At 58.0% G+C, this 21,195-nt stretch carries 19 protein-coding genes and 1 pseudogene; 8 read left to right on the top strand and 12 right to left on the bottom strand.

The features are described from left to right. Nucleotides 1-14 precede the first annotated feature (14 nt). From NOR51B_RS04710 to NOR51B_RS04690, 5 genes are all read right to left on the bottom strand, one after another. On the bottom strand, nt 15-992 hold the full coding sequence (locus NOR51B_RS04710; protein WP_009021227.1) for a cytochrome c oxidase subunit 3: 978 nt from the start codon (nt 990-992) through the stop codon (nt 15-17). A 41-nt stretch (nt 993-1,033) separates the two neighbouring features. Beyond that, entirely contained in the window at nt 1,034-1,594 is a 561-nt protein-coding gene (locus tag NOR51B_RS04705; RefSeq protein ID WP_009019751.1) for a cytochrome c oxidase assembly protein, read from the bottom strand. An 11-nt stretch (nt 1,595-1,605) separates the two neighbouring features. Beyond that, nucleotides 1,606-3,186, bottom strand: coding sequence for a cytochrome c oxidase subunit I (gene ctaD / locus NOR51B_RS04700; protein ID WP_009019067.1), 1,581 nt, complete (start codon nt 3,184-3,186; stop codon nt 1,606-1,608). 15 nt (nt 3,187-3,201) lie between these two features. After that, a complete protein-coding gene (gene coxB, locus NOR51B_RS04695) occupies nt 3,202-4,332 on the bottom strand; it encodes a cytochrome c oxidase subunit II (RefSeq protein WP_009020842.1) in 1,131 nt (376 codons plus the stop codon). Between the two features lie 311 nt (nt 4,333-4,643). After that, complete coding sequence (locus tag NOR51B_RS04690) at nt 4,644-4,919, bottom strand: YheV family putative metal-binding protein (RefSeq protein WP_009021593.1); 276 nt, start codon at nt 4,917-4,919, stop codon at nt 4,644-4,646. Between the two features lie 69 nt (nt 4,920-4,988). On the opposite strand from NOR51B_RS04690, the gene NOR51B_RS04685 reads away from it, so the two are divergent. After that, nucleotides 4,989-5,555 (top strand): gamma carbonic anhydrase family protein, encoded by a 567-nt coding sequence (locus NOR51B_RS04685; RefSeq protein ID WP_009019187.1) that lies wholly within the window; start codon nt 4,989-4,991, stop codon nt 5,553-5,555. Here the strand turns inward: NOR51B_RS04685 and aroE are convergent. From aroE to NOR51B_RS04660, 5 genes are all read right to left on the bottom strand, one after another. Continuing rightward, nucleotides 5,546-6,403 carry a shikimate dehydrogenase gene (gene aroE / locus NOR51B_RS04680; RefSeq protein WP_154647602.1) on the bottom strand — a complete coding sequence of 286 codons (858 nt, stop codon included), beginning with the start codon at nt 6,401-6,403 and terminating at the stop codon, nt 5,546-5,548. The genes NOR51B_RS04685 and aroE overlap by 10 nt on opposite strands. A 30-nt stretch (nt 6,404-6,433) precedes the next feature. After that, a complete protein-coding gene (gene hemF, locus NOR51B_RS04675) occupies nt 6,434-7,351 on the bottom strand; it encodes an oxygen-dependent coproporphyrinogen oxidase (RefSeq protein WP_009018929.1) in 918 nt (305 codons plus the stop codon). A gap of 30 nt (nt 7,352-7,381) precedes the next feature. Continuing rightward, a complete protein-coding gene (locus tag NOR51B_RS04670; protein WP_009020390.1) occupies nt 7,382-7,939 on the bottom strand; it encodes an L-threonylcarbamoyladenylate synthase in 558 nt (185 codons plus the stop codon). A 125-nt stretch (nt 7,940-8,064) separates the two neighbouring features. Beyond that, a complete protein-coding gene (gene dprA / locus NOR51B_RS04665) occupies nt 8,065-9,189 on the bottom strand; it encodes a DNA-processing protein DprA (RefSeq protein ID WP_009020916.1) in 1,125 nt (374 codons plus the stop codon). A gap of 72 nt (nt 9,190-9,261) precedes the next feature. Further along, on the bottom strand, nt 9,262-10,365 hold the full coding sequence (locus tag NOR51B_RS04660) for a LysM peptidoglycan-binding domain-containing protein (RefSeq protein WP_230198402.1): 1,104 nt from the start codon (nt 10,363-10,365) through the stop codon (nt 9,262-9,264). Between the two features lie 150 nt (nt 10,366-10,515). On the opposite strand from NOR51B_RS04660, the gene def reads away from it, so the two are divergent. The 5 genes from def to NOR51B_RS04635 all read left to right on the top strand — a co-directional run bounded on the left by def (nt 10,516) and on the right by NOR51B_RS04635 (nt 16,198). Continuing rightward, the gene (gene def, locus NOR51B_RS04655; protein ID WP_009019687.1) at nt 10,516-11,022 is read left to right on the top strand and encodes a peptide deformylase; all 507 of its coding nucleotides are present in this window, start codon (nt 10,516-10,518) and stop codon (nt 11,020-11,022) included. 4 nt (nt 11,023-11,026) lie between these two features. Further along, the gene (gene fmt / locus NOR51B_RS04650; protein ID WP_009019986.1) at nt 11,027-11,983 is read left to right on the top strand and encodes a methionyl-tRNA formyltransferase; all 957 of its coding nucleotides are present in this window, start codon (nt 11,027-11,029) and stop codon (nt 11,981-11,983) included. Then, a complete protein-coding gene (gene rsmB / locus NOR51B_RS04645; protein ID WP_040481783.1) occupies nt 11,980-13,278 on the top strand; it encodes a 16S rRNA (cytosine(967)-C(5))-methyltransferase RsmB in 1,299 nt (432 codons plus the stop codon). Before fmt ends, rsmB begins: the two co-directional genes overlap by 4 nt. 98 nt (nt 13,279-13,376) lie before the next feature. After that, nucleotides 13,377-14,750, top strand: a complete 1,374-nt coding sequence (gene trkA, locus NOR51B_RS04640; protein WP_009019038.1) for a Trk system potassium transporter TrkA — start codon at nt 13,377-13,379, stop codon at nt 14,748-14,750. Further along, nucleotides 14,750-16,198 carry a TrkH family potassium uptake protein gene (locus NOR51B_RS04635; RefSeq protein ID WP_009020508.1) on the top strand — a complete coding sequence of 483 codons (1,449 nt, stop codon included), beginning with the start codon at nt 14,750-14,752 and terminating at the stop codon, nt 16,196-16,198. The genes trkA and NOR51B_RS04635 overlap by 1 nt, the downstream gene beginning before the upstream one ends. Before the next feature lie 5 nt (nt 16,199-16,203). Here NOR51B_RS04635 and djlA read toward each other — a convergent pair whose 3' ends face one another. Together djlA and NOR51B_RS04625 are read right to left on the bottom strand one after the other, a co-directional pair. Then, complete coding sequence (djlA, locus tag NOR51B_RS04630; protein WP_009021554.1) at nt 16,204-17,004, bottom strand: co-chaperone DjlA; 801 nt, start codon at nt 17,002-17,004, stop codon at nt 16,204-16,206. A gap of 21 nt (nt 17,005-17,025) precedes the next feature. After that, nucleotides 17,026-17,982, bottom strand: a complete 957-nt coding sequence (locus NOR51B_RS04625) for a lysophospholipid acyltransferase family protein (protein ID WP_009021525.1) — start codon at nt 17,980-17,982, stop codon at nt 17,026-17,028. A gap of 94 nt (nt 17,983-18,076) precedes the next feature. Here NOR51B_RS04625 and glyQ point away from each other — a divergent pair, with 94 nt between their 5' ends. Together glyQ and glyS are read left to right on the top strand one after the other, a co-directional pair. Next, a complete protein-coding gene (gene glyQ / locus NOR51B_RS04620) occupies nt 18,077-19,000 on the top strand; it encodes a glycine--tRNA ligase subunit alpha (RefSeq protein ID WP_009021606.1) in 924 nt (307 codons plus the stop codon). Further along, nucleotides 18,997-21,060: pseudogene (gene glyS / locus NOR51B_RS04615) on the top strand (glycine--tRNA ligase subunit beta). Before glyQ ends, glyS begins: the two are co-directional and overlap by 4 nt. The last annotated feature ends 135 nt before the right edge of the window (nt 21,061-21,195 follow it).

Here is a 21,195-nt window from a genome sequence, read left to right as displayed (position 1 = left end):
GTCGGGTTCCGCCGCTACAAAATATAGACGAAGAGGAAAAGGAAAACCCAGACCACGTCGACGAAATGCCAATACCAGCTCGACGCTTCGAAGCCAAAATGATCGGATGCCGTGAAATGCTTGGCTTTGAGGCTGCGAATCAGCTGAATGAGCAACATGGTCATGCCCATGAACACATGGAAGCCATGGAAACCCGTCAACATAAAGAAGGTTGATCCGTAAATACCCGAGTTAAGTGTCAGGCCAAAGTGGGCGTACGCCTCGTAGTACTCAAGCGCCTGCAGCGCAACGAAGATCATGCCCAGTGCCACAGAGATACCCAACCACAGGTTGAATTTTGATCGATTGCCCGCCAGCAGGCCTGTGTGCGCCACATGAACCGTGAAACTCGAGGACAGCAGGATCAGGGTATTCCAGAGCGGCAGCCAGGCGTACCAGGCGCTCGCTTCTGCAAACGACATGGATTGGCCCTGCGTGGTAAAGGTCCCGTTATTGGCAATGGGCTGGACATCGGTCCCGCCGACCGCTTCCTGGGGAGTGATCATCGGCGGCCAGGTAAACTCAAACCCGGGCCACAACAGCTCGTTCATACGCCCTGCTTCGCCCTCACCCGCAAGCCAGGGGCCCGCAAGTGTGCGCACGTAAAACAGCGCCCCGAAAAAGGCGGCGAAGAACATAACTTCGGAGAAAATAAACCAGAACATGCCCAACACATAGCTGTGCTTGAGCTGGCCGCTGTTGATTCCCTGCAAATTCTCCCGAATCGTGGTACGAAACCAGCTGGCGAGAGTAGCGACGAAAATAATGAGTCCAATGGTCAACACCCATTTGGCAGCACCCGCGTCGCCCGAGCCAAAGGTCATATTGTTGAGTACGAGCCCGCCGCCGAATACCGAACCAACCAAACCAATGGTGGCGCGAATCGCAAGGCTCGAACTCTCAGGGACGTGATACTTCTCGTAGCCCGCTGGCTGGGTCTGACTAGTGGACATTTTTTCTCTCCATGGTTTTTTCCGCGCCCCCCAGGCCCGGATTAGCGCGAGGCAAGGGCCTCGCCCGCACGCTCGGTAACATCAAAGATAGTGTACGAGAGCGTGATTGTCTTTATATCCTCAGGAAGCTCCTGATCGACGATGAACTGCAGCGGCATCTCCGCGCTAGTCTTCGCATCCAGCGGCTGCTGGTTAAAACAAAAGCATTCGGTTTTCAAAAAATATTCCGCTGCGCGCGAGGGTGAAACACTGGGTATCGCCTGCGCCACCATCGCATGGTTCGTCACGTTTTCAGCAAAAAAAACCGTGTCTGTCGCCGCACCGGGATGAACCTTGAGTGCGGTAACCGACGGTGCAAACTCCCAGGGCATGTCCGCTGCATTATTTGTGATGAACTGAACCGTAATCGTCCGACTTTCATCGACGACGGCAGGAACGGCGGAATACGCCTCTCCAGAGGTTTTGCCGTTGATTCCGAGGGCATCACACAGCACGTCGTAAAGCGGCACCATAACCACAAAAACGAAGGCAAACATAGCGCACGACACCGCCACCAATTTGATGACGGTGTCCAGGGCTGGATTGGCAGCGATTCGGATCACGGCTTCTCGGCTTAAGAGTGCGCGTGAGCCGGATCAATCTTCGGTGGCACTTCGAAGGTGTGGTAAGGCGCGGGGGTTGCCACGGTCCACTCCAGTCCCTCGGCACCATCCCAAACCTTTTCGTCACTGACCGTCTTGCCGCCAACAATGGTGGCCACAACGTTGTACAGGAACAGGATTTGCGACGCGCCATAAATGAACGCACCGATCGATGACATCATATTGAAGTCGGCGAACTGTAGCGCGTAGTCCGGTATGCGACGGGGCATTCCCGCAAGGCCGACGAAATGCTGGGGGAAGAAGGCGATGTTGAAGCCGACGAAGGAAATCCAGAAATGGATTTTACCCATCGACTCGTTGTACATCTTACCCGTCCACTTCGGCAGCCAATAGTACACCGCTGCCGTCATGCTGAAGACCGCTCCCGCCACCATCACGTAGTGGAAATGCGCCACAACAAAGTATGTATCGTGGTACTGGAAGTCCGCCGGTGCGATTGACAGCATCAGGCCGGTAAAACCGCCGATGGTAAACAGCACCAAAAAGCCGATTGAAAAGAGCATGGGTGTCTCAAACGACAACGCGCCCTGCCACATGGTAGTGACCCAGTTGAACACCTTCACACCGGTAGGTACGGCAATCAACATGGTCGCATACATGAAGAACAACTCACCTGCGACCGGCATACCCACCGTGTACATGTGGTGCGCCCACACAATAAATGACAGGAAAGCGATTGCCGCGGTGGCATACACCATTGATGCGTAGCCGAACAGCGGCTTGCGGGAAAACGCCGGGATAATCTGTGAAACAACGCCAAAGGCGGGGAGGATAATAATGTAGACCTCGGGGTGACCGAAGAACCAGAAAATGTGCTGGAACAATACGGGGTCGCCGCCGCCCGCCGCGGAAAAGAAGCTGGTGCCAAAGTGGATATCCATCAGCATCATGGTCACAGCACCGGCGAGAACCGGCATTACCGCAACCAAAAGGAATGCCGTGATCAACCAGGTCCACACAAACAGGGGCATCTTCATGTACGTCATGCCCGGAGCGCGCATGTTCATTACGGTGGCGATGATATTAATCGACCCCATAATCGACGAGATCCCCAGGGCGTGGATCGCAAAGATGAAAAAGGTTACCGAAGGCGCCGCGTAAGTGGTCGATAGTGGCGCATAGAAGGTCCAGCCAAACGCGGGGGCACCACCTTCCATAAACAGGGTGGAGGCGAGCATCAGGAACCCGGGCGGCAGAATCCAGAAACTCCAGTTATTCATCCGCGGGAGCGCCATATCCGGCGCACCAATCATCATGGGGATCATCCAATTGGCGAGCCCCACGAAAGACGGCATGATCGCGCCAAATACCATCACTAACCCATGCAGGGTGGTCATCTGATTGAAGAAGCCCGGCTCGACCAGCTGCATACCGGGCTGGAACAGCTCGGCGCGGATAATCATGGCGAACGCACCGCCGAGTATGAACATCGCAAACGAAAACCACAGGTACATGGTTCCAATGTCTTTATGGTTGGTCGTAAATAACCAACGTGACAAGCCCTTGGCGGGGCCGTGAGAATGGTCGCCCATCGCTATCTCCTTCGATTAACCGTTCTTGTAGCTGACAACATCGGACGGCTGAACAATGTCGCCCGTGTTGTTGCCAAATGCGTTTCGCTGATAGGTCACGACTGCCGCGATATCAACATCACTCAACTGACTGCCAAAAGCCTGCATCGCCGTACCCGGCACGCCCTTGGTGGTAACGCCAAGGTGCTTCGTAAGGTCGCCGAGGACGATGGCACTGCCCGCTATAGGCTTGCCCACACCCCCCTCGCCGTTGGCGCCGTGGCAGGCCACACACTGACCGCTGTAGATGGATTCACCTTTGCTCATCAGATCGTCAAGGCTGAGATCCATAGAGGCCATCGCCACCTGGGCTTCGGCATCGGCGCGCTTTGCTGACAGCCACTCGTCGTATTCCGCCTGGCTCACCGCATGAACCACCACCGGCATAAAGCCGTGGTAAGCACCACAAAGCTCGGTGCACTGGCCCCGGTAGACGCCCTCTTGCGGCACAATCGTCCACGCTTCATTGATAAACCCGGGAATTGCGTCTTTTTTAACGCCCAGCTCCGGCATCCACCAGGAGTGAATAACATCATTCGCCGTAAGGAGAAAACGCACCTTGGTATTCACTGGAATAACCACCGGCTCATCAACCTCGAGCAGGTAGTTGGGGTTCTTCTCCTGAGTATTGTAGATCTCTGACTGTGGAGTGCTCAGATTGGAGAAGAACGAAATATTTTCACCGTCTTCATCGAGGTATTCGTATTTCCACTTCCACTGATAACCGGTCACGAGAATATCGATCTCAGCGTCGTCGCTGTTGTACACCTCGAGAAGGGTTGAAGTGGCCGGCACGGCCATGCCAATCAGGATTAGAAAGGGCACCACCGTCCAGGCGATTTCAACCTTGGTGCTCTCGTGAAAGTTGGCAGGCTTGTAACCTTTGGACTTCCGGTGAAAAATAATTGAATAAAACATCACACCGAAAACAACGAGGCCGATCACGACGCAAATCCACAGGATTAGCATGTGCAGGTCATAAATTTCGCTGCCGAGCTCGGTCACGCCACGAGCCATATTCAGTTGGTTTTCCTGCGCCGCTGTGAAGTTCGACGCCAGAGCCAGCGTCGCGCTGGCTACGGCCTGCACTATCTTTTTGAATGACATCTAGTCTCTCCAGTGATGCGCACGGGAGGGATTTGCGCTCAACCGCCACGCTATGGAATTGACTTCCTGACAACGTCGCGGGCTACTTTCCGGTTTACTTCCCCCCAAATGTCGCGCCGCCAGAGGCGTGCGCTGTGCAGCCCATGCTCGCCCGCAAGAGGCCAGCCGGTGCTGCGGCCGCGATTATAACGAAAACCCTTGAAAATCACAGCTTTAGGCGTCAAATATGCCCGCCGGCAGAGAATCGGGCGATCCTGTCCGCGCCTACCCCAGATATAGTGTCAGAAGAAAATCGGCATACTACATATAGGTTAGTTCGTCGGCTTTTTGGGTTTTGGGCCGCCTTCGACCAACATTCGGATGGGCTCGGCCTGCGTTTCCGTGCGTCGCGATGCCGCCCGAGTCACCCGAGTAGGCACCGCATTGGGCGCCGCATCCTGGGGCCGGCCATCCTCAAAGCCACAATCAATACAAGAGCGGGTCTCGCCATCGGCGCTCACCACTATCCTGTCCATGGCGGCACAGCGCGGGCATACCGCGCCCGCTATGAAGCGGCGGGTAGCTTTGCTTCCTGTTAACTCTTCCATCGTCGACCTTTCCTCCTGATACAGGCAGGATATTAGCAAGCTTACAGGCCATTCCCTTGAGGACACACTATGAACGATGCCAACTACACCCCTTCAGATAATATACGGCGCTTTGGTGACTGGGTGCCCACCATCGGCTCTGGGGTAATGATCGACCCCTCTGCCGTTGTCCTGGGAGACATCACCCTCGGCGACGACGTCAGCATTTGGCCCCATTGTTCCGTGCGCGCTGACATGCATCGAATCACCATTGGAAACCGAACCAATATCCAGGACAACTCAGTACTGCATATTACCCACGCGGGCAATTTCAACCCGGACGGATTCCCGCTCACCATCGGCAGTGAAGTCACCGTTGGCCATCGTGCCCTGCTCCACGGCTGCACCATTGGCAACCGGGTGCTCATTGGGATGGGCGCCATCGTCATGGACGGGGCTGTGGTGGAAGACGAAGTAATGATCGCGGCAGGGGCCCTGGTAACCCCGGGAAAACACCTGCCCAGTGGCTACGTCTACGGGGGAAGCCCAGCGCGACAAATGCGCGAGATGACCGATAAGGAGCGGGAGTTTCTCAGCTACAGCGCCGGGAATTACGTCAATCTGAAAAATACTTATCTCAATAGGGATCAGAGCTGATTGCGCAGATCCTTGATGACCGGACCGGTGGCGGGACGAAGACCGCGCCATAAATAAAAGCTCTCGGCCGCCTGTTCTACCAACATGCCGAGGCCGTCGCAGATCGCCCATGCGGCGTGGGCCGCCGACCAACGCATAAAGGGAGTGGGCTCGCTGCCATACACCATGTCGTAGCAACAGCACTTCTCTGAGACGCGCAGGTTCGCGGGCAACGGCGGGAGGTCGCCCTGCAAGCCGGCGCTGGTACCGTTAATGATGAGATCAAAGGTCTGGCCTTCCAGCTCCGTATAGCCCCCTCCGGTAATCGGAACCTCCATGTCAGCAAAATCCTTTGCCAATACTTCAGCTTTTGTACTGGTCCGATTGGCGATGACCACCGAGTGGGGTCGCTCCCCCAGTAGCGGTTGCAAAACACCCCGAACAGCCCCTCCAGCACCCAGGATGAGTACGCGCCGCCCCGTCACATTCCAGCCGTTGTTGGCGACCATATCGCGCACCAGACCCAGGCCGTCCGTGTTGTCGCAACGAAGTATGCCGTCACCGAGTGGCAACAGCACGTTCGCGGCACCCGCGCGCGCGGCCCGCGGGCTGGCCTCGTCGGCGAGGGCAAACGCCCGCTCCTTGAAGGGCACGGTCACGTTGAGACCCGAACCCCCCCCATCAAAAAAACGCTCGACGGCCGCCTCAAAATCATCAAGTCCCACCCGCACCGCGCGGTAAGACAATTCATGCTCGAACTGTTCCGAGAACGCACGATGTATCACCGGTGATTTACTGTGCTTGATGGGATTACCAAACACCGCATAGGATGCTGGCGAGACAACTTTCTCGACCCGGGTTTGACTCACTGCAGCATCCACAAATATAGGCCTGTCACGTCAGCGTGCTGGTTGACCGGCCAGCCAGTCTTTGGCCGGAAGGAAATCAGTGAGCAGGGACGCTTCAGGCGTACCCGGCTCCGGCTGATAGCTGTAGTCCCACCTCACGAGCGGCGGGAGGGACATCAAAATAGCCTCGGTGCGTCCGTTGGATTGAAGTCCGAATAAGGTTCCGCGGTCATATACCAGATTGAATTCCACATAACGCCCGCGACGATACAGCTGCCACTGACGCTCGCGCTCGCCGTAGGCATCGTCCTTGTGTTTACGAACAATAGGGGCGTAAGCCTCCAGATAGGCGTCGCCAACACTGCGCATAAAGGCAAAGGTACGGTCAAAACCCCACTCATTGAGGTCGTCATAAAAGAGACCACCAACACCCCGCGCCTCCTGCCGATGCTTGAGGTAAAAGTAATCATCGCACCATTTTTTGAACCGCGGGTACACATCATCCCCAAACGGCTCGCAAGCTTCCTGTGCAGTCCGATGCCAGGACACCGCGTCATCCGCGTCGCCATAATAGGGGGTCAAATCGAAGCCGCCGCCCATCCACCACACGGGCTCTTCGCCTGGTTTTTCGGCAACAAACATTCGTACATTCGCATGTGAGGTGGGCACGTAGGGGTTTTTCGGATGTATGACCAGGGAAACACCCATGGCGCGAAAACTGCGTCCCGCCAGTTCGGGGCGCGATTCGGTAGCCGAAGGCGGAAGGTTGGTACCGGTGACATGGGAAAAATTGACGCCACCTTTTTCAAACACGTTACCGTCGGCAATGACACGAGTAGTGCCGCCGCCGCCCTCAGGACGATCCCAGCTTTCCTCGGTGAATGTCTTGGCGCCATCAATCTCGGCAAGCCCATCACAAATCCGACCCTGAAGGTCTCTCAAATAGTGTTCTACTGCTTTAGCGTCCACGCGTCCCCCTAAGGCCTCGTAATAACTTGATTATGCTCTGATGACTTCGCCGGTTTTTGCCCGTCGTATCGTTGACGGACCAGCATTCCTGTTGACCGCGCTCGCTGCACGAGGCAAATCAGGGCCAAAATACCTGACGACCTGGAAGGCAGATTTTGCGGGATCTGCGCCGGCGGGGTTGGCGGATGTCGATACCAGCGGGCCGCCAACGGCCCGGCATAATGCCGCCAGCGCCGGGGCCGCTGTGACCCTGACCGCCACCTCGTTCGAATCCCCTGTTATCCAACGAGGAAAAACCCCATGATTATCCACCAGCCAGGTATTGGCTCCGGGCCACGACAGGGAAAGCTCCTGTCGTAAACTGCGATCCAAATGCCCGAGCACGGGGGCGAGCTGCCATTCGTCCGCAGCCACTACAATAAGCCCCTTGCTGACCGACCGCCCCTTCAATGCCAGAACCTGCTCCACGGCATCGCCATCGAAAGGATCACAGCTCAGCCCCCAAACCCCTTCCGCCGCACAGGCGACAACATCCCCGAGCAGTATGCGCTCTGCGATCAGCAGCGAATTGAACGTCTGAGCTGGCATAGGGTCGCCTCCAGCAATCCCTGTATGGCCGAATGCCTGTTGAACACCATGGCCCGATATCGTCGAGCGCGAGAGTGTAGCAGCGCCCATCAACGATACAAGCTCTGGGTCCGGCGCGATTGCCATCAGGGACTTCCACGTCGGATGCCCATCGTGTCCCGCTCGATCAATCCGGCAATTTCGAGCTCGGTAATCCGCCGCTGGAACTCATGAATCCGAAGGCCTGAGGCCCGCTGCAGCACCTGCGGTATATGACATCCATCGCCGATTAAAGCGAGGAGCGGATCCTCACCATCAGCGGAACACCGGGAGCGATCGCCAGCGCGGGCTTCCACGCCTGGCAGAAGTTGCTGCCCCGCGTACCCCGGCGCCAGATCATGCACTACCTGGGCGGGAGAGTGTGCCAATGTTGCCCCATCCGAAAGCAGTGCGAGACACCCTTCGCCACCACGGTGGTAGCGGGACCAGGGCACGGCAAAGACCTCGCGCCCCTGCTGAGCTGCGGCCGTCGCCGTTATCAGGGTGCCGCTCGGTCTGCCCGCCTCAACCACCAGCGTACCGGGCGTCAACCCCGATATGGTGCGGTTTCGTCGTGGAAAGTTTCCCGGATGGGGGACCGTGCCGGGAACAAATTCGGAAATAAGCGCGCCTTTTTCCGTGATAGCTTCGGCCAACGCCCGATGGCGGGCTGGATAAACCCTGTCCACCCCTGTCGGCAGCACCGCGATCGTACTGCCGCCATTGTCAATCGCACCACGGTGGGCGGCAGCATCAATGCCCAATGCCAGTCCACTGACCACAACAATATTGCGACTGGCCATAAAGGCGGCGAACTCTGTCCCCGTCCGAAGCCCGTGCAATGACGCATTGCGGGTACCGACTATCGAAACACCGGGGTCGCCGAGAGCAGCCAGTCGACCCACTGCGAAAAGTGCGGGCGGGGCATCGCTGCATTCGCGCAGCAGTTTGGGATACAGACTATCGCCGAGGGCGATCAAGTGGACCTGGGCGTCGGGGGCAGCTGCGCATTTCAGGCCGGCGGCTACCGGTCGCTCAATGGCACCTAAAATGGTGGACCTCAGGGCCGTGAGACCACCTGGCCAATCGCCAGGCGGCAGTGCCAGAAGTTCCGCCGGGGTCAAGCTGGCGGAAAACAGCACGCGTCGCTGCAATGGCGACAGTAGGTCGGGATCCAGTAAGCGTAGCCAACGCGCATCGTCGATGGCGTCGCAACCAAAAGTGTGGGGCATCGGCGCTTCCTTGCGCGGTCTTACGTCTCATTTTCCATTCGCGCACGTCCTGTGCGCGGCCGTTCACCTATCTCAGGGGTTCTTAACCTTGTCGCCCACGGCGAGCGGCCGACTGGCTTTCAACACCAGACCGTAGCTCGCCTTGTCGTAAACACTAAAGACCATTACGAGGCCTGATCGAACGTCCGGTAAAGTGACCATCTCTTCAGTAACAGGATCCAGTACCACTTCCCCCGCCTGGTAGATAGCCATCACATCGCCGACCACGACGCCTTCTCTTGTGCCGAGATTAAGGGTCACGATATCCAGCGCACCTATCTGGGTGACGCCACCGTCAACCGCCACCATGAATCCGTTCTCAATCTGAAAGTCGGGTGCCTTGGGCTGATAGAAGGCGTCAACGATACCCTCCATCTGCGGCAACAGCCGATCAGCGATTCGCACCTCCTCGTTCATGCTGGTGACTTCGAGCTCCTTGACATCAGCATCGGTGAACACGGTTGCCGCGGCGGCAAGCAACTCAGCGGTGCCGATCTCAGAGGCCGCAAGGCCCAATACCTCCTGGGTGATCGGGTCAACAATCAACTCGCCCCGGCGAAGAATGCTGTAGGTTCTGTCAGTGGCATCCACCGGTCCGCGGCCGTAAACGCGATCGCCAACACCGCTGATCAGTCGCTTGGCATCACCGGCGATAATGTACGCGGAACGATCAAAAATCACCGCATCTACCACACGATTGGCGCGTAAAAACGGATCGATCTCATCCCGGGGAATGGGCGGTATCGCCGAGGACAAAGACGTGCTTCGAACTTTCGGAGACAGCTTTACGGGGCCCCGCTGCGCGAAGCCAAGAACGGGTCGGCCATCTTCCCAGCGCAGTTCGAGCACATCGCCGGGATAAATCAGGTGGGGGTTGTCGATCTGCGGGTTACTGTCCCAGAGTTCGGTCCATCGCCAGGGCTCGCGCAAATAAATTTCGCTAATGCCCCACAGCGTATCACCTGATTTGACGGTGTACGTCATCGGCACATTGTCGTTGAGCTGGACGGTATCGGGCCGCGACTGTTGTGCCGTTAATGAAACCGATACCGCCAACAACGCCGTCGCCAATACCCACAACAGGCGGTGAGTCGGGCGAGCGCATGCTCGGGCTGGAACTTGAGATGGGGATTTCACGCTACCACTCCCTTGGTTGTTACCGGACGATAGGTCAAAGTCCGCGCTATACTTGCAGTTTGCGTCGCGCCGCGCTGCGAGGCAAGAGCAAATCCAACAGCTTTCGGTCATTAGGCGTGACCAATCGCTACAGCTTCCAAAAGGCAGAGTATGGCAATCCTACCCATTCTTGAGTTTCCGGACCCCCGACTTCGCACCCGGGCAAAACCGGTCACCGAGGTCGACCAGCGCATTCGCCGCCTCATCGACGACATGCTGGAAACCATGTATGACGCGCCGGGAATCGGCCTGGCCGCGTCCCAGGTCGATGTCCACGAGCGCGTCATTGTTATTGATGTCTCTGAGAATCGCGATGAGCCCCGGGTATTCATCAACCCGGAAGTCACGGTTATCGACAAGACTCTGGGCAGCTACGATGAGGGCTGCCTGTCGGTTCCCGGGTTTTTTGAAACGGTGAATCGGCCCAGCAGCATTGAGGTCACAGCACTGGATCGTGAAGGTGATACGTTTGCCGAGGAGCTCGATGGCCTGCTCGCCATTTGCCTGCAACACGAAATAGATCACCTCGAAGGCAAACTGTTTGTCGATTACCTCTCACCCCTGAAACGTCAGCGGATAAGAAGCAAGCTCGAGAAGGAACACAAGCGAAGGGCCTGATCCGATGACCCCGCCTTTAAGGCTTCTCTTTGCGGGCACCCCCGATTTTGCTGCCAGCCATCTAGCGCAGCTGGTGGGCAGCCAACACTCGGTTGTGGCCGTCCTGACCCAGCCGGACAGACCCAGCGGGCGCGGCAAGAAGGTCAAAGCGACGCCGGTAAAGCAGTGCGCTCTTGATGCCGGTCTAACCGTGCTTCAGCCGGCGACACTGAAGTCCAAGGAGGTTCAGGCCACAATCGCCGCCTACGGTGCCGACGCCATGATCGTCGTTGCCTATGGACTGATTCTGCCCCAGGCGGTGCTGGATTTGCCGCGCTATGGCTGCATCAATGTCCACGGATCGCTGTTGCCCCGGTGGCGAGGCGCGGCGCCCATACAGCGGGCCATCGAGGCGGGGGATACGGAAACGGGCATCACCATCATGCAGATGGAGGCAGGTCTTGATACCGGACCCATGCTGGCGACGGCCACGACACCGATATCTGAGGACGACACCACGATCGAGCTCTACAGCCGGCTCGCCGCGATGGGCCCCAAACTACTGACCGGGGTGCTCGATGATCTTCCAGCCCATTTGAGCAGTGCAACGGTGCAAAATGACGACCTCGCTACCTATGCGTCCAAGATCAGCAAAGCCGAGGGGCACATAAGCTGGCAGCAACCGGCCCGCACGATCGCACGTCGCATCCATGCGTTTCTGCCCGCGCCCGGTTGCTACTCGGAACTGCTCGGCCATCGGGTCAAGTTCTGGCGGGCCACCGCGCTGTCGGCGACCCCTACGGCAACGCCGGGGACCATAGTGGCAATTGACAATAAAACCTTCGATATCGCCTGCGGCGACGGTCTGCTGCGGGTGGAGCAGGCGCAGTTGCCTGGAGGCAAGCCGTTAGCAGTCACCGACTTGCTGAACGCCCGGTCGGATATTTTCCATGCCGGCGTCGTCTTTGGTGATAATCGTTGAGCAAGGTATCCCCGCGGGGTGCCGCCGTTCACTCTATTTCCGATGTGCTCAACGGCCGATCGCTGGCCGCCGTACTGCCCTCACATCTGGCATCCGTAGACAGCGGACAACGGCCACTGGTCATGGAGCTGGTCTACAGCACACTGCGCGAATGGCCGTTACTCGAAGGGATCTCAAGGCAGTTGCTGCGCAAGCCCCTGCGCAAGAAAGATGCCGATGTTCACGCGCTGGTTCTTCTTGGCCTTCAGCAGCTGCGGGGTACTCGAATCGCCCATCATGCCGCGGTATCAGAGACCGTGGCAGTTTGTCGTGAGCTACGAAAAAACTGGGCCACGGGACTGGTGAACGGCGTACTTCGGACCTACCAGCGTCAAACCGCCGAGCTGATCGACAACCTCTCCCCCGCCGAAAAAGCCGCCCTTCCCGAGTGGATGTATCAGCAGCTGGCCAAAGAATGGCCCCATCACCTCACCAAGATTGCGGCGGCAAGCTCCAGTCGTCCTCCCATGTCCCTGCGCATCAATACTCGCCTGTGCAGTCCGGAAGAATACAAACAGCGTCTGCACGCCGAAGGCATAGCATTCAGCGCCGATGGCCTTAGCAATACCGCTGTCACTCTGGCGCGGCCCATCGATGTCGAGTCGGTACCGGGCTTCACCGCGGGCCAGATATCGGTACAGGACGTCTCCGCACAGCTGGCCGCCATTCTTCTCGATGCAAAACCGGGTGAAACCGTGCTCGACGCCTGTGCCGCGCCGGGTGGAAAAAGCTGTCACATCGCCGAACGCCAACCTGAACTCAAAACGCTCATCGCCGCTGATATTGATGCCAAACGGCTCGAAAAAGTCATCGCCAACCGCGATCGGCTGGGTCTCGGCTTTGACTGTATTGCAATGGACGCAGCCCATCCGGGCGATGAACTCGGGGTGGGTCGATTCGACGCTATTGTGGCCGATGTGCCCTGCTCGGCAACGGGCGTCCTGCGGCGTAATCCCGATATCAAGATACACCGTGGAAAAACCGATATCCGCCATTTTGCACAGCAACAAACCGATATAACCCACGGCTTGTGGCCACTGCTCAAACCCGGGGGTCGACTGCTTTACGTGACCTGCTCAATCCTGCGCGCGGAAAACGATGCGCAGGTCGAGGCCTTCCTCGAACACCACGAGGACGCCGCGGTGGAGCCGTTCGACACCGAGGTGGGTATCGCCACCGAATACGGACAGCAGGTGCTGCCAGCGGCTGAGGGTGGTGATGGCCTCTATTTCAGCCTGATACGGCGCGCCTTGTAGAGCAAAGGTATCCGCAAGCTTTCGGTCGTTTTTCACTTACCAAGCAGGCCGGCTTTGTTTATGGTGTCGGCTGTCGCTCTCAGGAGATCTCTAGTCCAGTGAAAATCATCATCCTTGGAGCGGGGCAGGTCGGTGGCACCCTCGCCGAACATCTGGCCGATGAACAAAACGACATCACGGTTGTGGACAATCAGCCGAGCACCTTGCGCGCGCTGCAGGAGCGGCTGGATATCCGCACCGTACAGGGGGATGCCGCCCACCCGACCACGCTACTCAACGCGGGAGCGGAGGACGCCGATCTTCTGGTGGCCGTCACCAACAGCGACGAAATCAACATGATGGCCTGCCAGGTCGCGTTTACGCTGTACCGAACCCCACTCAAGATCTCCCGAATCCGATCGGGTGATTACTTGCAAAAAGGGGATCGCCTGTTCCGGCCTGACGCCATACCGGTCGATGTGATTATCGGTCCCGAGCAGCTGGTCACCAACAACATCGAACAACTCATCGCCAACCCGGGCTCGCTGCAAGTCGTCGATTTTGCCGAGGGCAGAATCCGCCTGGTCGCGGCGCGAGCTATTAGAGGTGGGCCCATTGTCGGCATGGAGCTTTCCGAATTGCGCAAGCACATGCCCCACATCGATACCCGCGTTGCCGCCATTTTCAGAGACTCCAAGCCCATCACCCCCGAGGGCAATACTATTGTTGAACCCGGCGACGAAGTGTTTTTCATCGCCGCTCGGGAGAATATCCGCGCGGTCACGGCAGAACTCCGAACCATTGATGAGCCCTACAAGCGCGTAATGATCGCCGGCGGTGGCAACATCGGCGCGACGCTGGCATCGAGACTGGAGCGCGACTACCAGGTTAAGGTGCTTGAAGTGTCCTACGACCGCTGCCGTGCACTGTCAGAGATTCTCGAAGAGACCATTGTGCTCAACGGCAGTGCCAACGAGCCCCAGCTTCTGGTGCAGGAAAACATCGAAAATACCGACGTGTTCTGCGCACTGACCAACAACGATGAATCCAACATCATGATGTCGATGCTCGCCAAGCGACTCGGCGCGAAAAAGGTGATCACGCTGATCACCAATTCGGCCTACGCTGACCTGGTCGGTAAAGAAATCGACATCGCCATATCGCCGCAACAGATTACCATCGGCAGCCTACTCACCCATGTCCGCCGCGGAGATATTGGCAACGTGCACTCGTTACGGCGCGGTGCCGCCGAGGCTATTGAGCTTACAGCCCACGGTGACGCGCGGTCATCGAAGGTGATCGGCAGACGTCTCGACGAACTGAAATTGCCCAACGGTGTCGGCGTAGGTGCCATTTTACGCGGCGAAGAAGTGGTGATCGCCCACAGCGATGTGGTGGTCGAACCCGATGATCATGTGATTCTATTCCTGACTGATCGCAGCCAGATTTCCGCGGTGGAGAAGCTCTTTGCCGTGGGCTTCGGCTTCCTCTAATGCATATCAGCGTCTCCCTGCGAATCATGGGCGTGCTGTTGGTGATGTTCAGCACCGCCATGCTGCCCTCGCTGGTCTTGGGCCTGGTTGAGCGGGACGGCTCAGCCAACGCTTTTGCAGCTGCGTTTGCCATCAATATTTTCGCGGGTGCCGCGCTTTGGTTACCGACGCGGCGCAGTCGTTCTGACCTTCGGATTCGTGACGGCTTTCTGGTCACCGCGCTGTTTTGGATTGTTCTGGGCGTCTTTGGCTCCTTGCCGTTTATATTGAGTGACGCTATCCACATGTCGGCAATCGACGCGATCTTTGAATCCATCTCCGGATTAACGACGACCGGGGCAACGGTCATCGTAGGCCTCGACGACTTGCCACGCTCAATACTGCTCTATCGCCAGTTACTCCAGTGGTTGGGGGGCATCGGTATTATTGTGCTCGCCGTCGCGATTCTGCCCATGCTGGGCATCGGGGGCATGCAGCTTTTTCGCGCAGAAAGTTCGGGACATGCCAAGGAGCGGAAACTCACTCCCCGAGTGACGGGAACGGCAAAAGCGCTATTCAGTATTTACGTCGGTCTCACTTCACTGTGTGCCGCCGCCTACTATGCGGCAGGTATGTCGGGTTTTGACGCCATCTGCCATGCATTTTCCACCGTGGCCATCGGCGGCTTCTCGACCCATGACGCCAGTATGGGCTTTTTTGATAACGATAAAATCCTGCTGATCTGCACCTTTTTCATGGTGATATCAGCGATCAACTTTGGCCTGCACTTCATTGCCTTTCAGCGCCGATCACTGAATGTTTATAACCATGATTCGGAAACCAAGTTTTTTAGTGCCGTGGTGGTTATCGCCATTGTCGTCACCTGCAGTACATTGATCGTGACCGATACCCTCGACGTGAAGGAGGGACTCGTCCATGGGCTATTTCAAACCGTCTCGATCGCCACCACAACCGGATTTGCAACCCGGGACTTTTCGGTGTGGCCCATATTCCTCCCGGTATTTTTGTTGATGCTGTCTTTCATGGGGGGCTGCGCGGGGTCAACCGGTGGCGGTATGAAAGCCATGCGCCTGCTGCTCATCTTTCGTCAGGGTATGCGCGAGCTCAGGCAGTTGCTTCACCCCAACGCCGTCATTCCACTTAAGCTGGATGCGCGGCGCGTGCAACCGAGCACGGTAAGCGCCGTATGGAGCTTCTTCGCGGTCTACATGTTCTGCTTCGTTACCTTTATGTTGCTAATGCTCGCCACCGGCCTCGATTTCACCTCGGCATTTTCTGCAGTCGCCGCATCGATGAACAACCTGGGCCCGGGCCTGGGGCTGGTAGCGCCCAATTACAGTGCCGTATCTGAGATTGGCAAGTGCTTACTATGTGTTGCCATGCTGCTGGGTCGACTGGAAGTATTTACGCTGCTGGTACTGTTCACTCCCGCCTTCTGGCGACCCTGATCGTCTCATCCGAGCCCGCGGGCATTGCGGATCACCTCGTACGCGGTTGAGATTTCCTGGGATCGCTCGGTCGCCAGTCTAATCAAGTCGTCGGGCACGCCTTTGGCGATTAACTTGTCCGGATGATTTTCACTCATCAGCTTACGGTAGGCTTTCTTCACTTCGCTATCGGTCGCCTCAGACGGTACGCCCAGAGCCCGATACGCATCCGCAACGCTATCCTTCGAGCGAGCTCGGTGCCCGCTGGGACCACTGTGAAACCGCGACTGCGCCGACAGCATCTCGACCAATCGATCAACCTCGGCAGCGGGCATGCCGAGCAGTTCGGCGATGTGGTGCAGGGCCTCGCGCTCGGCAGCCTGTAATTCGCCGTCGGCGAGGGCCATGCTGGCCAAGAACGCGAACAGCGTCTGTTGAAGCTGCCGTCGCTGACCCACTTTCGTAGCGAAGGCACGAACGGTGGGCTGGGGGTCAAAACCGCTCGCGGCGCCGATTTTGAAGCGCTGAATGGCCGCCTGGCGCTGGGAGGGGCTCAACCTGACCTGGCGAAAAAGATTCTCCGCCTGGGCGATCTCGGCTTCAGATACCCGACCATCAGCCTTGGCAACATACCCAAGTAACGTAAAGGTGGTTTCAAAAAACTGCCGTTGTAAATGAGCCAGCGCTTCAGGGCTGGCCGCCTGCAACGCCTGCCAAAGCCCTCGATCAAAGGCGTGGCCAATGGCCAGGCCGAACAAAAGACCCACCGGCCCCAGGGTCAGAAAGCCAATCAAACCGGCAATGATTTTGCCTGCGTACTGCTGCATATCCTCTGCTGCTCCAGCGACTCAGCGTCGCATCAGGTGCAAGTAATGGTCGGTACCCTCATGGGGGCGAGTTCTGAACCGCTTGTATTGCCACTGGTACTGGGCATCCCAGCCCCGAAGCAGTTTTTCCACTTCGCGATTCATGGTTGTCAGGGAGACGGCGAGGTCCTCACTGTAAATTGACGGGTCCGGCTTAACGTAGCGGATTTTAAAGCCCCCCGGAACCCGCAACGCGACACCCATCAGCGCTACCGCGCCGGATCGCCGTATGAGGCTACACCCCAGCGAAGTGGTCGCACAGGTAACGCCCATAAAAGGCACGTTCAAACCACCGCTGGGGTCGGTCGGCACCTGGTCCGGGAGAATACCCGAAATTGCGCCCCGCTTAACGCTCCGTGTAATCGCCGCGATACCCCGGGGCGTGGTCGGTACCAACTGACTGCCACTGCGCTCGCGTGCCTCGCGGATCAGGGTACCCAGTGCAGCAATTTGGGGTGGCTCATAGAGAGCAACGGTTTCCCCCACCGTCGCGAGATGCAAACCGAGTACCTCCCAGTTCCCCAGATGGGGCCCGAGAATAATCACGCCCCGCTTCTGCTCTTGAGCCTCCTGCAAATACTCGAGGCCCTCTACTGAGCGAATCAATGACTCGGTAAACGCCCAGGGGCGAACCCAAACGTGACCCATCTCACTGACGAGCGCACCGGTTTCCATCATGGCACTCTTGACCAGCGCCGCCCGCGCCGACGCATCGAGTTCGGGATAGGCGAGCCGGATGTTACGCTCAGCGACTCGACGTGGACGACCGTCCAGCCAGTGATTGAACTGCCCCAGGCGTCGCCCGAGCCCCCGCGCCGTCTCCAGCGGCAGGCGGGCCAATAGATGCAGTGCCCACTTGGTGAGCAGCAGCGCCGCACGATCCCGTAGGGGAGCTGACGGAGATTCCGATTCCGATTCCGATTCCGATTGCGATGTCACGCTCAAAACGAGTCCAGCCTGCAAATGAGGCCGTATTATGCCGCGCTTATCACCGGTATACTAAGCCGTTAAACCACTCTTCCGGATCAATTTCGTGACTCCCAAGACCTTTCAAGCATTGATTCTGCGGCTGCAGGATTTCTGGGGCAGCCATGGCTGCGTCTTATTGCAGCCCCTGGACCTCGAAGTCGGGGCCGGTACGTTCCATCCCGCGACCTTTCTGCGCGCAGTGGGTCCCGAAAACTGGAATGCCGCCTACGTGCAACCGAGCCGACGCCCCACCGACGGCCGTTACGGAGAAAACCCCAATCGTCTGCAACATTATTATCAGTTTCAGGTGGTTATGAAGCCATCGCCGGATGACTTCCAGGGGCTTTATCTCGATAGCCTTCGTGAATTGGGTATCGATCCGCTCGAGCACGATATCCGCTTTGTCGAGGATAACTGGGAATCCCCCACCCTCGGGGCCTGGGGCCTTGGCTGGGAAGTCTGGTTGAACGGCATGGAGGTGACTCAATTCACCTACTTCCAACAGGCGGGCGGTATCGAGTGCTTTCCGGTGACGGGAGAAATTACCTACGGTATCGAGCGTATAGCGATGTACCTGCAGGGCGTTGACTCGGTCTATGATCTGGTTTGGGCGGAGACGCCACAAGGCGTGGTGACCTACGGCGATGTCTTCCACCAGAACGAAGTCGAGCAATCGACGTACAATTTTCAGTACGCCGATGTCGATCAACTGCTCGCAACGTTTGACTTCTGCGAGACCGAAACCCTGCGTCTGGTGGAAGCCGGGCTTCCGCTCCCTGCCTACGAGCAGGTCATCAAAGCATCCCATGCCTTCAACCTCCTCGATGCCCGACACGCGATCGGCGTCACCGAACGCCAGCGCTACATACTGCGCGTAAGAACACTGGCCAAAGCGGTGGCTCGCGCCTATTTCGATGCCCGCGCGGCGTTGGGTTTTCCCCAGGCCGATGCTGATCTCCGGGCGCAGGCGTTGGAGAACATCGCATGACCCGGGGCACACTACTGTTCGAGCTCGGTACCGAAGAATTACCCGCAACTGCCCAGGGGGCAATGAGCGAGTCGCTTCATAACCATTTAATCGCTGCGCTTAATAGTTGCGGTCTCGATTTTGAAGACAGCCGGTTTTTTGCCACCCCGCGTCGTCTGGCCGTGCAGATCGACGGCCTTTTGCTCGAGGCGCCCGATGTTGAGCGTGAAGTACTGGGCCCTCCCATCGCGGCGAGCCGGGACGCCGACGGGAACTGGACCCCCGCTGCAGAGGGTTTTGCGCGCAAGCAAGGTGTTCCCCTCGATCTGCTCGAAGCTGTGGCGACCCCCAAGGGCGAACGCCTTGGCCTGAAAGTGACGGAAGCCGGTGTGCTGGCGCGTGAAGTGGTGCCGAACCTGGTGGCGGAAGCCGTTGCTGCCATCCCGGTGGCGAAGTATATGCGCTGGGGACGCAAACGCTGCGAGTTTTTGCGACCCGTCCAATGGCTGGTGCTATTGCTCGACGATACGGTTCTGCCCCTGTCGCTGTTTGAACTCGAAGCCGACCGCACCAGCCGGGGTCACCGCTTCCATCACCCGAATAATGTCGCTATCAATCACGCCAAAGACTACGAGAAATTGCTGTTTCAGGCGAAAGTGATTGCTGACTTCGATACGCGCCGAAACGTGGTGGCCAATCAGGTGGAAACCGTCGCTGAAGTGGGGACACCGGTTATCGCCGAGGACCTGCTCGATGAAGTCACAGGGCTTGTAGAGTGGCCCATTGCTCTGGCCGGCACCTTTGATGAAGCCTTTCTCCAGGTACCCCAGGAAGCCTTGATTTCCTCCATGAAGACTCACCAGAAATACTTTCACCTGGTGGACGATTCCGGAGCACTGCTCCCCCGCTTTATTACCGTGGCCAATATCGAGTCGAAGGATCCGGCCAAAGTGATCGCCGGCAATGAGAAGGTGATTCGCCCGCGGCTGAGTGACGCGGCCTTTTTATTCGATAGAGACAAGAAAACGCCTCTCGTACATTGAACCGATCGCCTTCAGAGTGTGGTGTTCCAGCAGAAACTGGGCACACTCGCTGACAAAACCACACGGCTTGCCGCCGTGACCGAAGCCCTCGCCAACACTCTGGGAGCCGACCCACAGCAGGCGGCGCGGGCAGCACAGCTGTGCAAGTGCGATCTCGTCTCTGAAATGGTGCTGGAATTCCCTGAACTCCAGGGCATTGCCGGGTCCCACTATGCACGCCATGACGGCGAAACAGACGAAGTCGCGCAAGCGATTGAAGAACACTACTGGCCGCGGTTCGCCGGCGATAAGCTACCGCAAACCCGGGAAGCGGCCGCAGTCGCCCTGGCCGATCGCGCCGATACTCTGGTGGGTATTTTTGGTATCGGGCAGCACCCCACCGGCTCGCGGGATCCTTTTGCGCTGCGCCGCGCGGCATTATCGGTGATTCGAATCATTATCGACCTGCAGAGTCCGCTATCGCTTCGGCAGCTGTTCGATCTGGCGGCAAGCCAGTTTGCGGACGGGGTGATTGCTTCCGACAGTGCAGAAGTAACCACTCACTATGTGCTTGAGCGCCTGAGGGCCTATTACGGCGACCAGGGAATATCGATCGAAGCACTGCGCGCGGTTACCGCGGTTGGCGTCGATGCACCCTTGACCATCGATGCGCGAGTGCGGGCACTCGATGCCATCGCCGGTAGCCCGGATGCCGTGGCGCTGGCGGCCGCCAACAAGCGCGTTGCCAATTTATTGGCCAAGGCCGACTCCGGAGAAGCGACCACCACCGACCCCGGGCTGTTGTCACAGGAGGAGGAAAAAAAGCTTTACCACGCGCTGGAACAGGCGGAGGCCGCGGTTAAGCCATTGCTGGAATCTGCAGACTATGCCGGGGCCCTTAAGGTCATGGCCACCTTGCGTGAACCCGTTGACCAATTTTTCGACGCCGTCATGGTGAACGCCGATGACCCGGCGTTGAAGCGCAATCGCCTTGCGCTCTTGGCGCAACTACGGTCGCTGTTTTTACAAGTGGCGGATATCGCCGAACTCGCCAGCTGATTGGTTTTGACGGAAACCCTCCCCATTATTGGCGCGCTGCTGGTCGGGCTGACCGCCGGTAGTGTGGCCACCTATCTGCTACTGCGTGGAACGCTTACCCGCCACACGCAGGACGCGGCAAGATTGCAGCAGGAA

It is taken from the genome of Luminiphilus syltensis NOR5-1B (assembly GCF_000158175.1).
In the GTDB taxonomy this organism is placed as follows: Bacteria; Pseudomonadota; Gammaproteobacteria; order Pseudomonadales; family Halieaceae; genus Luminiphilus; species Luminiphilus syltensis.
This window is presented reverse-complemented; position numbering and strand designations above follow the sequence as displayed.